General features: G+C 62.1%; 14 protein-coding genes and 1 pseudogene. 11 read left to right on the top strand and 4 right to left on the bottom strand.

Features of this window, described 5'->3' with window-relative positions; all coding sequences use genetic code 11:
- Window positions 1-46: 46 nt before the first annotated feature.
- Entirely contained in the window at window positions 47-2887 is a 2841-nt protein-coding gene (locus NDO48_RS19450) for an EAL domain-containing protein (RefSeq protein WP_267322178.1), read from the top strand.
- Here the strand turns inward: NDO48_RS19450 and NDO48_RS19445 are convergent.
- The gene (locus NDO48_RS19445) at window positions 2878-3486 is read right to left on the bottom strand and encodes a YqgE/AlgH family protein (protein ID WP_267322177.1); all 609 of its coding nucleotides are present in this window, start codon (window positions 3484-3486) and stop codon (window positions 2878-2880) included. The two genes, NDO48_RS19450 and NDO48_RS19445, sit on opposite strands and share 10 nt — an antisense overlap.
- A gap of 147 nt (window positions 3487-3633) precedes the next feature.
- Here NDO48_RS19445 and NDO48_RS19440 point away from each other — a divergent pair, with 147 nt between their 5' ends.
- On the top strand, window positions 3634-4440 hold the full coding sequence (locus NDO48_RS19440) for a protein-disulfide reductase DsbD domain-containing protein (RefSeq protein WP_267322158.1): 807 nt from the start codon (window positions 3634-3636) through the stop codon (window positions 4438-4440).
- Window positions 4441-4532: 92 nt separating this feature from the next.
- Entirely contained in the window at window positions 4533-5018 is a 486-nt protein-coding gene (locus NDO48_RS19435) for a peroxiredoxin (RefSeq protein WP_267322157.1), read from the top strand.
- Window positions 5019-5038: 20 nt separating this feature from the next.
- Here NDO48_RS19435 and rnhA read toward each other — a convergent pair whose 3' ends face one another.
- Window positions 5039-5518, bottom strand: a complete 480-nt coding sequence (gene rnhA, locus NDO48_RS19430) for a ribonuclease HI (RefSeq protein WP_267322156.1) — start codon at window positions 5516-5518, stop codon at window positions 5039-5041.
- A pseudogene (locus NDO48_RS19425) lies at window positions 5515-5865 on the bottom strand (phosphotransferase); the annotation flags it as partial. The pseudogene NDO48_RS19425 and the gene rnhA, both read right to left, overlap by 4 nt.
- Before the next feature lie 99 nt (window positions 5866-5964).
- On the opposite strand from NDO48_RS19425, the gene NDO48_RS19420 reads away from it, so the two are divergent.
- The 8 genes from NDO48_RS19420 (at window position 5965) to NDO48_RS19385 (ending at window position 10733) form a co-directional block, all read left to right on the top strand.
- The gene (locus NDO48_RS19420; RefSeq protein WP_267322155.1) at window positions 5965-6330 is read left to right on the top strand and encodes a toprim domain-containing protein; all 366 of its coding nucleotides are present in this window, start codon (window positions 5965-5967) and stop codon (window positions 6328-6330) included.
- A gap of 297 nt (window positions 6331-6627) precedes the next feature.
- Entirely contained in the window at window positions 6628-7548 is a 921-nt protein-coding gene (locus NDO48_RS19415) for a DUF2493 domain-containing protein (RefSeq protein WP_267322154.1), read from the top strand.
- Between the two features lie 122 nt (window positions 7549-7670).
- Window positions 7671-7952: a hypothetical protein gene (locus tag NDO48_RS19410; RefSeq protein ID WP_267322153.1), complete on the top strand. Its 282-nt coding sequence runs from the start codon at window positions 7671-7673 to the stop codon at window positions 7950-7952.
- Window positions 7949-8977, top strand: a complete 1029-nt coding sequence (locus NDO48_RS19405) for a Fic/DOC family protein (protein ID WP_267322152.1) — start codon at window positions 7949-7951, stop codon at window positions 8975-8977. Before NDO48_RS19410 ends, NDO48_RS19405 begins: the two co-directional genes overlap by 4 nt.
- Window positions 8974-9219 (top strand): hypothetical protein, encoded by a 246-nt coding sequence (locus tag NDO48_RS19400; protein ID WP_267322151.1) that lies wholly within the window; start codon window positions 8974-8976, stop codon window positions 9217-9219. The genes NDO48_RS19405 and NDO48_RS19400 overlap by 4 nt, the downstream gene beginning before the upstream one ends.
- 151 nt (window positions 9220-9370) lie before the next feature.
- Entirely contained in the window at window positions 9371-9598 is a 228-nt protein-coding gene (locus NDO48_RS19395) for a hypothetical protein (protein ID WP_267322150.1), read from the top strand.
- Window positions 9595-9852 carry a hypothetical protein gene (locus tag NDO48_RS19390; RefSeq protein WP_267322149.1) on the top strand — a complete coding sequence of 86 codons (258 nt, stop codon included), beginning with the start codon at window positions 9595-9597 and terminating at the stop codon, window positions 9850-9852. The genes NDO48_RS19395 and NDO48_RS19390 overlap by 4 nt, the downstream gene beginning before the upstream one ends.
- Window positions 9853-9950: 98 nt before the next feature.
- On the top strand, window positions 9951-10733 hold the full coding sequence (locus tag NDO48_RS19385; RefSeq protein ID WP_267322148.1) for a hypothetical protein: 783 nt from the start codon (window positions 9951-9953) through the stop codon (window positions 10731-10733).
- An 845-nt stretch (window positions 10734-11578) separates the two neighbouring features.
- On the opposite strand, the gene NDO48_RS19380 is transcribed toward NDO48_RS19385, so the two are convergent.
- Window positions 11579-12445, bottom strand: coding sequence for a hypothetical protein (locus NDO48_RS19380; protein WP_267322147.1), 867 nt, complete (start codon window positions 12443-12445; stop codon window positions 11579-11581).
- Window positions 12446-12720: the final 275 nt, after the last annotated feature.

Below are 12720 nucleotides of genomic sequence, written 5' to 3'. Positions count from 1 at the left end.
GTCGAAGCATCTCCTGCTGGCGCCCCTGTTTGCGCTCATCGTGTCCATGATCGCTAGTGTCTGCGCGGTGTCGCCGGCACTCGCCGTGGAACCGATCAAGATCTCCCGCGACGACGTCGCGCTCAATCTCTCGGGCGCCGTCGAAATCTACCGGAATCAGGGCGAGAACTTTCAGGTTTCGACAGCGCCGGGCCTCGACGGCATCGTGCGCCGCATCGAGGTCGAGGCCAACGACAAGCGCTCGTCCGGCGACTGGGCAGTGTTCGCGCTGGCCAATACCACCGACCAGGTGATCGACCGCCTGATCGTCGCGCCGCATTTCCGGCTGGTTGGCTCCGGCCTTTTCTGGCCCGACCTCGGCTCGAGCCGCATCGCCGCCATCACGCCAAGCGAAGGCTTTGCCCTCGACCGCCAGGCCAGCCCCGACGCCGACGTGTTCCTGGTCACCCTCAATCCGAACTCGGTGGTGACCTTCATCGCCGAGCTCGCCTCCCCCAAGCTGCCGCAGGTCTATCTGTGGGAACCGGAAGCCTACAAGGACACGGTCAATTCCTACACTCTGTTCCGCGGCATCGTCATCGGCATCGCCGGCCTTTTGGCGCTGTTTCTGACCATCCTGTTCGTGGTCAAGGGAACCTCGATGTTCCCGGCAACGGCCGCTCTGGCATGGGCGGTACTCGCCTATATCTGCGTCGACTTCGGCTTCCTCAACAAGGTCATCGAGGTCTCGCCCGGCAACGAGCAGATATGGCGGGCCGGGACTGAGGTGGCGCTGGCAGGAACGTTCGTCGTCTTCCTGTTCGCCTATCTCAACCTCAACCGATGGCACGGCCATTTCAGCTACGGTGCCTTCGTCTGGATCATCGGCCTGCTGCTGATCGCCGGCGTCGCGATCATCGATCCCGCCGTTGCCGCCGGCATCGCGCGTATTTCTTTCGCCGCGACCGCACTCACCGGCCTTGGGCTTATCGTCTATCTCAGCATCCGCGGCTACGACCGCGCCATCATGCTGGTTCCCAGTTGGGCGATGGTGCTGATCTGGCTGAGCGGCTCGTGGATGGCGATCACCGGCGTGCTCGACAACGACATCGTCCAGCCTGCCCTCGGCGGCGGCCTGATCCTCATCATCCTGCTCATCGGCTTCACCGTCATGCAGCATGCCTTCGCCGGCGGCGGGGCCCATCAGGGGCTGTTCAGCGACATGGAGCGCCAGGCGCTGGCGATTTCCGGCTCCGGCGACATCGTCTGGGACTGGGACGTGCTGCGCGACCGCGTCGTCACCCGCCCCGACGTGTCGATCCAGCTGGGCCTTGCTCCCAACAGCCTTGGCGGGGCCGCGCGCAACTGGCTGCCCGTGCTGCATTCCGACGACCGCGACACGTTCCGGACGACGCTCGACGTCGTGCTGGAGCACCGCCGTGGCCGGGTGTCGCAAAGCTTCCGCCTGCGTGGCGCCGACGGCCACTATCACTGGTTCTCGCTCAGGGCCCGGCCGGTGATCGGCTCCGACGGCGAAGTGATCCGCTGCGTCGGCACGATGGTCGACGTCACCGAGCAGAAGAAGTCGGAAGAACGCCTCTTGCACGACGCCGTGCACGACAATCTGACCGGCCTGCCCAATCGCGAACTGTTCATGAACCGGCTGGAGGCGATCATCTCGATCGCCCGCACCGAGGAGAAAGTGCGGCCTTCGGTCTTCGTCATCGACATCGACCGCTTCAAGCTGGTCAATGACGGTCTCGGCATTTCCGCCGGCGATACGATCCTGTTGACCATTGCGCGGCGCCTGCACCGCCTGCTCAAGCCGAAGGACTCGCTGTCGCGCTTCGCCGGCGATCAGTTCGCCCTGATGCTTCTGTCGGAGCAGGACCCCACGCGCATAGCGGCCGTGGCCGACGCCATCAAGCAGGCGATCAAGGCGCCGATCACCTTCGCCAAGCGCGAGATCGTGCTCACCGCATCCGTCGGCCTGATCACCTGGACCACGGCCCAGGCCTCGGCCGAAGACATGGTCAAGGACGCCGAGCTTGCCATGCACCAGGCCAAGCGCTTCGGCGGCGATCGCATCGAACCGTTCCGCCCGGCCTTCCGCACCGTGGGCACCGATCGCCTGCAGCTCGAATCGGATCTCCGCCGCGCCATCGAGCGCAAGGAGTTCACGCTTGCCTACCAGCCGATCGTGCGGCTTGAGGATGGCACTGTCGCCGGCTTCGAAGCGTTGCTCCGGTGGGACCACCCGCGCCGCGGCATGATCCCGCCGGGCGACTTCATTCCGGTCGCCGAAAGCTGCGGCCTGATCGTCCAGCTTGGCCTGTTTGCCATGCAGCGCGCGGCCGACGACCTGGCCGACTGGCAAAAGCAGATCAACGACGCCCCGCTGTCCGTTTCGGTCAACCTGTCGAGCCGCCAGCTGATCCGCCGAGACCTCGTCAGCGACGTCCGTTCGGTCATCGCGCGGGCCAATCTCAAGCCGCGTTGCTTCCGCCTCGAGCTCACCGAATCGCTTGTCATGGACAATCCCGAGCAGACCAACCATGTGCTGACCAAGCTGAAGCAGCTTGGCATCGGCCTGTCGCTCGACGATTTCGGCACCGGCTATTCGTCGCTGTCCTACCTGACCCGCTTCCCCTTCGACACCATCAAGATCGACAAGAGCTTCGTCGACGACACCTCGCCCAAGCGCGCGGTGCTGATCAAGTCGATGGTCAACATGGCTCACGAACTGGGGCTGTCGGTGGTCGCCGAAGGCATCTCGGACGAGAGCGACGCCCTCGAACTGCGCCAGATGGGCTGCGAATATGTGCAGAGCTTCATGTTCGGCGCGCCGATTCCCGGCGACCAGGCGCTCAAGATGCTGAAGGAACAGTACCCGCTCGCTCAGGCGTGACCGGCTGCCGTGCTCAATCGCGCCAGGTCGATCCCGAGCGCAGCGAGGATGCGGTCGTATTTGCGGTCGATGTCGGCGTCAAACAGCAGCTCGGACGTCGCCGGGCAGGTCAGCCAGCCATTCTCGGCGATCTCGCTTTCGAGCTGGCCTGCACCCCAACCCGAATAGCCAAGTGCCATCAGCGCATGGCGCGGCCCACGGCCGGCCGAAATCGCGCGCAGGATGTCGACGGTTGCCGTCAGGCATATCTCGTCCGAAACCGGCAGCGAGGATTCGACCTTGTAGTCGTCTGTGTGCAGCACGAAGCCGCGGCTGCGGTCGACCGGCCCGCCATTGCGGACGATGAAGTCCTTGGCCTTCATCGGCAACCGGATCGCCTCCTGCTCGTCGAGGATGCCAAGCTGGACCAGGAGATCGGGAAAGAGCAGCGGCTGGACCTGGTTGATGATCAGGCCCATGGCGCCTTCGTCGCTATGGGCGCAGATGTAGATGACGGCGCGCGAGAACCTGTCGTCCTTCATCCCCGGCATGGCGATGAGGAACTGATCGTCGAGAAAACCGCGCTGCGAGGCGCCCTTCTTCTGGCGTAAGAGGTCCATAGCCAAAGGTAACGCGTTTCCTGCCGTCTTGAAAGATGGCTCAAGGGGACTACGTGTTCACCTTTGGCCCGTGGCGTCACGCAAAAATGATGGCAACGTGACGTAAGGCAGGTTGCGCACGCCGCCGGAGACTATCAAATCACCGCCATGAAATTCACGCTCCCGATCGCCGTCTGCCTCGGCACCGCCTTTTTGGCCGCAGCACCCGCCCATGCATCGTCGTCTGCCTGGTTCGAAACCGACGGCGGCCGGTTTCGGCTGGTGACGGCCGGCCAGCCCGACGCCTCAGGCAAGCTCCAGGGGGTGCTCGACATCGAGCTCAAGCCCGGCTGGAAGACCTATTGGCGCGACCCCGGCAATTCCGGCGTGCCGCCGCAGGTCGACATCTCGGCCAGCCGCAACGTCTCGGCCGCCGAAATCTCCTATCCCGCACCGCAGCGGCACGACGACGGCTATGCCAAATGGGCGGGCTACGACTTCCCCGTCCGCCTGCCGGTCAGCTTCACCGTACCCGCCCCCGGCGAGCCGACGGCGATTGCCGCCGACGTGTTCCTCGGCATCTGCGAGACCATCTGCGTTCCGGTGCAGGCGCGGCTGGAAGTCGACCCCGCCGCCGACCCAGGCAATGCCAGTGATGCCGCGCTGGTAGCGGCAGCGCTCGCCGCCCTCCCCTCTGCCGCCCAGCCGGACTTCGGCGCCACGCTGGCGCCAGCAGAGGGCGAGACGATCTCGATTGCGACGACCGCCCCCGGAGATCCCGAGGGCATCGATATTTTCGTCGCCGGCGTGGATGGGTATCAGTTCGGCACGCCCGAGCGGAACGAGGCAGCGGGCAAGCTCACCTTCTCGCTCAAGGTGCTCGAACGGCCCACGTCAAAGCCTGCCGGCAAGGGCATTCCCTACACCCTGATCAGCTCAGCCGGCGCGGTCGAAGGATATCTACCCTACCCCTGAGCCAATCCGCCACCCATTGGATAACCCACGCATCTGCGCTAGTGGATCGCAGCGGCCCACCCGATTTCAATCTCATTGCCACGAGGACCTCCATGACCATTTCCATTGGCGACAAGCTGCCCAGCGCCACCTTCAAGACGATGACCGCCGACGGCGCCAAGAACCTCACCACCGAAGAAGTCTTCGCCGGCAAGAAGGTCGTGCTGTTTGCGGTGCCAGGCGCCTTCACGCCCACCTGCAGCAACAATCACCTGCCCGGCTATGTCGAGAACCATGACGCCATCGTCGCGCGCGGCGTCGACACCATCGCGGTGGTCTCGGTCAACGACGTACACGTCATGGGCGCCTGGGCGCGCTTCAGCGGCGGTGAAGGCAAGGTCCTGTTCCTCGCCGACGGCAGCGGCGATTTCGCCCGCGCAACCGGCCTCGACCTCGACCTCTCGGCCGCCGGCATGGGCCTGCGCTCGAAGCGTTTCTCGATGGTTGTCGAGGACGGCAAGGTCGCCCAGCTCAACGTCGAAGGCGCAGCTGGTCAGGCGATCGATTCAGGCGCAGCCCGTATCCTCGAACAGCTTTGAGATAAACGCGGGGCACGCCGTCAGCTCTTGGCGGCGCGCAATCCTGCCGGCGCACTGCGTCCGGCCTTGAAGGGTGCCATGCCTTCGCGCGCCAGTTCGTCGGCGCGCTCGTTCTCTTCATGCCCGGCATGGCCCTTGACCCAATGCCAGGTCACCTGGTGACGCTTGTTGGCTTCATCCAGCGCCTGCCACAACTCGCCGTTCTTCACCGGCTTCTTGTCGGCCGTCTTCCAGCCGTTACGCTTCCAGCCGTGGATCCACTTGGAAATGCCGTCCATGACGTATTTGCTGTCGGTATGCAGGTCGACGGTGCACGGCTCCTTCAGCGCGTTCAGCGCCGAGATCGCCGCGAGCAGTTCCATGCGGTTGTTGGTCGTCTCGGCCTCTCCGCCGGAGAGTTCCTTGATCTTGCCGTTGTAGCGCAGGATGGCGCCCCAGCCGCCAGGGCCCGGATTGCCCGAACAGGCTCCGTCAGTGAAGATCTCGATTTGCTTTGTCATTTCAGGCCGTATTCCTGGGCGGACTTGATCGTCCTGTGGAAGCGCATGCGGCGTATGTACTCCGACGGGTCGCGCTTCATGACCAACCCGCCATCCGGTACCGTCAGCCAGTCATAGAGCCTGGTCAGCATGAAGCGCAGGGCCGAGCCGCGCGCCAGGATAGGCAGGGCCGCCTTCTCGGCTTCGCTCAGCGGCCGGACGCTCTGGTAGCCGTCCAGCAGTGCCGTGCCCTTGGTCAGGTTGAAGGAAAAGTCCTTCTCGAAGCACCAGGCGTTGAGGCAGGTGGCGAGGTCGTAGGCGTAGAGGTCGTTGCAGGCGAAATAGAAGTCGATCAGGCCCGACAGCCTGCTAGGTCATCGTCACTTGCCGCGATCGACGAACCGAAGCGCGTGCTGGGAGCGCTGCACGGCAACGCGGTGCGGTTCGCTTCAACATCGGACCCAGACATGATCGCTGGCGAAGGCCTCGAAACCATCCTTTCTGTCGGCACGGCCCTTCCAGCCGCTTCACTCGCCGCTTGCCTGACCGCAAACCATCTCGCAGCCTTCGAACCACCGGCCCATGTCCGCCGGCTCTTTGTTGCACTCGACAATGACGAGGCCGGTGCGCGCGCCCTTGGCCTCCTGCGCGAACGTCTCTCACCGCGCGGACTTCAGATCGCACCGCTCACCCCGCGCGCTAACGATTTCAACGACGATCTTCGCGCACACGGCCTGCCAGCCCTGCGCGATGCGCTTGCCCGCCAACTCGATCACGCCACCTTCGAGCGGCTGAGTGCCGCCTCAAGGGAGAAGCGGCCTACCTTCGCCTGACTTGCCACGCCGGCGCTAGACGCCAGACCCGGTCGCGATGGAGAGAAGCGGCGTGCCCGGCTCGGTCAACTGCGCCGCTCCCTGCGGGCCAGAAAAAGCGGGTCTCCCCATAATCGCGCTAAGCGCGATCACGGCAGCGCTGCGCTCGCCGCCCTACGGGTGGGCGATACCCCTCCCGCTTTTTCCTCGCGGCACAGTCAAGGCCTCGCTGCGCTTCGGCTGACCAAAGGCCGGCCCCTGCCGCTTAACCCATCGCTATTCCGGGCCTGGCGCCCACCACCAAACGAGGAAAGCACGATGCTACACGCCGCACCTCCCACAACCACCAGCAACATCGCCCCACTGCTCGACGAACTGGCGCTCTACGGTGTCAAGCCACTCTCCGACGAAGCAGACTTCAGGCCGCTGCCCGAACTCGAAACCGTCGAACATGCCGTCGCCGCCCTGGTCTCGACCATGACCGACATGTTCGCCGAGACGCGCCTCGAAGACGAAACCGAGGAAATGCTCTGGTCGCTCACCAACATCTTCCATCGCCGCCTCGGCTCAATCCAGAAGCGCCTTGACGACAACGAGGGCCGGCAGCGCGCAAGCCTCACCGAACAGGATGGTTCGGAAGTCAAATCCGTCGAGCTTGAACGGCTCACCACTGAAGGCCTCACCCTCACCGAAAGCCGCAACGCCTTCGAGGCCATACGCGATCTGGCCGCCGATCACTATCGCGTCGAAACCGGCTCCGCCTGGTTGCCGCGCACAGGCTCCAAGGTCAGCCACCGCACCCTGACGGCCGCAGTCATCGCAGGCCGCGACTTCATCTCGGCCAAGCGCCGACAGGAAGCCGAAACGCACTGCCCGTCCGGAACCCGCATCGCCTTCACCGGCGGCGACTATCAGGACCACAATCTGATCTGGGAAACGCTCGACAAGACGCTCGAAAAACACCCCGACATGATCCTGCTACATGGCGGCACCCCGCACGGCGCGGAACTGATCGCCTCGAAATGGGCCGAAGCCCGCGGCGTCCACCAGGTTCGCTTCCAGCCCAACTGGAAAAAGCACCGCAACGCAGCGCCCTTCAAGCGCAACGACGAACTGCTCGACCAGATGCCGATCGGGCTCATCGCCGCCCCCGGCACCGGCATCCACGAGAACATGATCGACAAAGCGCGCCGGCTCGGAATTCCGGTCAAGCGCATCGGCCAGGAGGTGGCGGCGTGAGCCGTCACCCCACCTCTCAATCACCTCACGAAAGGAGCATCACCATGACGACCAACCCTCTCCAGACGCTGGCAAAATCGCCTCGGAATGCCTATATTAGGCCATCAACGAGGATCTCCGACATGGCCCGCATCCCCGACATCATCGACACCAAGGCGCAGGTCGACACCATCTTCGACGCCTTCCTGGCGATCGGCGACGGATCGATCTTCACCCGCCACATCGAGGCCATGTCCGATGAAGCAAGCCGTTCCAGCCGCGCCATCATGCGCGGTTCGGGCAACGAACTCGCCCCCCTCGACGAGTTCCTGTCACTGACGCTCAATCGCAAGATCATCACGATCGATGATGTCGTCTCCTACGCCACTCGCTACAGCAACTCGCTCAAGCAAAGCGCCGCATGAGCGCCGACGACCCCTACTGCTATCCCGGGACGAGTGTTCTCAGGAACCGTCCCGGGATCACCGATCCTGTCGCCCATTCGACCGCCGAACGGGCCATCACCAACGATGCCATCATCGACCTCGCCAGAAATCCGGTCGAAGGCAAATACGACACCTCGCATTTCCTCGAGATCAATCGCCGCATCTTCAGCCAGTTCTATGAATGGGCCGGAAAGCCGCGAATCTATGATATGGATAAGCCCGAACCCGTCCTGCAGGGCGATTCGGTCAAATATGGCCACCACAAGACCATCACTACCGATCTCGATCGCGAAATGTCCGCTCTCTCCAAATTCGAATGGAACGATAAGGACAAGCTGACCTCAGCCTCGAAATTCGCCAGTCACATGGCCGCAATCTGGAAAGTCCACGCCTTCCGCGAAGGCAATACCCGTACTGTCGGCGCGCTCGTGCGCCAATTCTCGCAAGAACGCGGCTTCGAGCTCGACCACGATACGCTTTGGGAACGCGCCTCCGAAACCCGCGATGCGCTGGCCAAGGCGACCGTCGGCCAGCCCAAGGACCTGATCAAGACCATCCTCACCGCGCACCAGATCGGCAAGGACCGCAATCACCCCGATCTCGGCCGCATCACATCGCAGACAGCCCATGTGCTGCGCTTCATGGGAAAACCGGAAATCTCCTTCCCAAAGAAAGGCGACAAAGTCTCCGGCCAGGTCCTCGATGTCTCCTACTCGACCGTGCTTGTCAGCAACGGCCGTGCCGTCAACGCCGTCGCCGGCGCGAACTTCGAAAAGCGCCCCTTCCCCAACGATCGCGTCTCCACAACCATCGGCCAGGCGCTCGAACCACTCTCCAAATCAAAGGCCGTCGAGCGCGAAACCCCGATCAAAACACCCGACAAAACCGATAGCAGATCTGGCGCAAAAGCCGTTGCGGACCGCAGTGACGACAAACCGCAAGATTCGCCGAGCCATGCAGTGCTCACCCCGCCAAAATCGTCCGAACAGTACCGATCGCGATGAAGCCAACCCACTACAATTATGATCGCGACCGGTTTCAGCGGATATTGCTGGCGCTCAAATCCGCCGGGTCCGGATTCGGCCAGATCGCCCGCGAAATCGGTACGCCCTACCACATCGTCGTCATGAACGCCCGCGGCGACATCTACTCAAAGCGAATCGTCAACGCCATCGCCAGCCATCTGCCCCCGGCAGAAGCCGCCCTGCTCCCATCGCGGCCGACCAAATCCCAATCCAAATCTTAGCCGATCGTATAATTCTTAGTTGCCTCATAAACGCTTCGCACTTACCTTGCGCAGCGTGGATACGAGCCAAACAGACATTCTCCTTGCGTCGCGCCAGGAGACAGCCGACGCAAAACGCCCGCCAGTCCGCGCCGCATCGCGGGCTGGTGGGATGTTTCCGCTCCACCTCTTCATAGCCCTGCTGATGATCGCCGCCGGCGTCTGGATCGCCTATCGCGTCCACGATCAGTACGCCGTCATCCTGCCCTTCTTTGACCTGGCGAAGATCTTCCTCGTCGAGATGTCTGCCTTCGGCGCCGCCGTAGCCTTCCTCTATCTCGTTATCCGCACCGCGCTTCGCCAGCATCAGCGCCGTTTCAAACAGGAGAACCGCGAATGACCATGTTCAAAGCCGATGACCTCCTCTTTGGGATCCCGACAAACGTCTTTTACTTCGTCCTGTTCACCAGCTTCCTGCCCTTCATCCTCAACGAATCCGCCGCGATCGGCACCTGGCTCATCTTCTTCCTTGTCGGCTACGCAACCGTGCGACACCGCATGAACGTCGCTCCCGCCGAAATCCACCGCTTCGAAATTCTGCTCGGCCCCGACATGCTCGACCCGCGCGGCCTGCGTCACAAGCCCCGCATATGAGACCGCGTGCATGAAAGCGCGCATCGATCCCAACAATCTCGCCGGCGCTGTCGACTACATCCAGCGATGCGATCCCGCCATGAAGGGCAAACCCGTCGATGTCATTCAAGGCCTTACTGGCGGCAGCAAGTTTGTTGATCGCTGTCAGCGATAGCGCAGGCGAGCCCCTGCCGGACCTGACGATAGATCTCAACGGCGATCTTCTGAATCACGGGGGCGTTGTGGTGGTGTACACAATCCCGGTCCCTCCCGATGCATGGACCAAGACCGTGGGCGACAGTCCGGCCACCAATATCCGCCTCGATGGCCGGTATGCCGAAGTGCAACTGCGATACCCCAAAGGCGGCAGGTTTGCGTACCGGTTCCGACCTGTCGAAGGAACGCCAGATGCACATGCGCACGCCACACAGGTGTTGTCGGTCATCGGGACCGACATGGAAGACAGGGGCCCGCAGATGACGGCGGGCTTCGAAAATGCCTATTCGGACGGTGGCCAAATCATTCGCGTGCCTCCCCTGGCGGAACTCACCGGACAGGACGAGCCGACACGGACGATGGCACGCTGGGGCGAGACCGAGCGAAACGATGCTCCGCCGCCCGCAGATCAGCGCAGCGCGCGAGCACTGGTCGGGATCGTTCGACACGGGCCTGAACCGATTCCCCTTCGCTGCAATGGTGACCAGCTGGCGCAGGTCTGCACGATCCCCGGCGACCGATGGCCAGTCCTTGAAGCACGTTGGTGGCGCGCCATAGCTGAGCAGCGTCTGGAGCGATTGAGAGACCGCGCGCTGCGCCGTTGCTACGATAGCAGCTGGTCTGGAGGCGGCAGGTGTGAACCTGATCCGGAATCCGACGAGCCGGCCTATCTGTACCGGAAGTGAATGCCTGTTTCAGATGATATGGGCGAGCCGCGGGGGTGTGGCATCCTTCGGCGCTCCAAGAACATCCAGCAGAAGGAGCGTCCCCACTGATGCGGAGCGGGAAGGTCGGCCGGGATGGATCCCCTCATCCTAGTCTTCTTCTGACCGGAGCAATCCGCTATGCTCTTCTTCTGCGCGTGATCTGTCGCGGTAGAAAAGCAGTGCCACCGCAATTGCGCCGGCGACCTCAAGTTGGGCCACGGTCATACCGAGCCAGCTGGGTATGGAGAATTGCAGATTAAACAGGGCTTCTGAGAAAGAGAACAGGAACCCTATGACGAACGTAATGGCGAAGTGGGCCAGGCTACCCACAATGACCGCTTTGAGAATGGGAATCGCAGCAGCTCCTCTGAGGCAATAGGAGCATAGAATGCTAGCCAGGTTCGATGCCGATTGCGAGGCCCGCCGGAAATTCCATCTAACGCCGGAGATCGATCATGACGACCGAACCCTTACCGACCGAGGACGAGAAGCTCGGAATGGCATGGTGGAACGCACTCAGCGAAAAGGAACGCCGTCATTGGCTAGACATCGCCTGCAGCGCAAAAGCGTCCGATGCATGGGCAGCGTTCAAACGCTGCGATCGGTCAAACGATAGGTCCGACTTCCAATAATCGCAGGGAGGCTCGTCGATGAACTCAAATTCGACCTTCTTTCTGCTCCTGTGCCTGATCGCAATTTTCGGCGGCCGCATCCATGAGTCATGCGGCCATGAAGGCCAACCCCCGGCGGCGCCCAATTCCAACTAAAGCGCTTTTTCCCCAAACAGGGTTCTTAGCCATTTCATTTAATCCCCTCCCACGGAGTCATGCATCAGCATTTTGATCTGCCCACGACCTATCCCCGTCCCATTTTTCAAACGGATCGATGCCGTTTGCCTTCCAGTGATCGGTCGCGTCCCTCAGAAGCTCGTACGGTCCTTCCGTCCTAAATTCAAACGACATGTCGATGTCGGGATTTCTGACGGACTCCCAAAGGTGTCCAGTCAAAGCAGCGGTCGCAACGGCCGATGCTTTGGTGCGCGCCACGTCTCCATCATCACCAAATTTGCCGATGAAAAGTGCGACCGTGCTGATCAGGCTGTGAGTATCGTCGTAAGGCACGAACCGAAGGTAGTTAAGATCGACCTCCACTCGCGCTTGTCGATTTTCGGCGAATGTTTCCGGTCGAAAAATCCATTCATGCCCGCCTGCAGTGACTTGCATGGTGCCCATCTGGCAGGCGTAGTAATAGACCTGATAGCGCCGTCCAACCTCGGGCCCGTCGATGCCTCGGACATCGGTGTCATTCAGTTCCTCGATCGCCCACGGCTCCGCAATATGCTGATTAAGCATGGCACCGAACCATCTGAAATCCTCGAAGAGAATCTCGTGGGCGGCAGTGATGAAGGATTTGACCGCCCCTCCTTCGACCAGTGACTTCGGCCGCTGGTGCTGAGGTTTGTGCCGCTTTCCTTCCCCGATCAGCGCCTTGATCCCGCTGTAATCCTTATGGATCACACGTTCTTCAAGAGCATTCAGCCGTCCGTCGAACTGAAAACTGACCACGACCAGCATGAGAGCCGTCATCGCCAGCCAGATGGTTTGATCTGCGATGCCGAAGGTGTTCTTGACGGCATAGCCAATCAGTCCCGCGAGGATGATCGCGACCCATATCAGAATACGTTTCAGCATCCCCCTCCCCAAATACTTCCCGGCCACTACGATATCATCATCGCCCGCCACCCACCATCCAAACGGCAAAATGGCGCCAAAAAGAGTGTCGCGAGTGTGCGCACTGCTATGTTGAATGAAATCGACGGAGAACAGCTAGCGAAGCGGAGAACAGATGCGCCAGCAGCCTGGGCGGGGGGCTTGGGGTTAGACTGCTGGCGCACGCCCTCGTAAAAGAGCGATGCTCTTTTCGCTGTTTCATCTGGGATAAGTCAACCCGCAGGACGTCGACCTTG

Source organism: Aminobacter sp. MET-1, from assembly GCF_026521175.1.
Taxonomy (GTDB): domain Bacteria; phylum Pseudomonadota; class Alphaproteobacteria; order Rhizobiales; family Rhizobiaceae; genus Aminobacter.
Note: the sequence above shows the minus strand (reverse complement) of the source record. Positions and strands in the feature narration are given on the sequence as shown.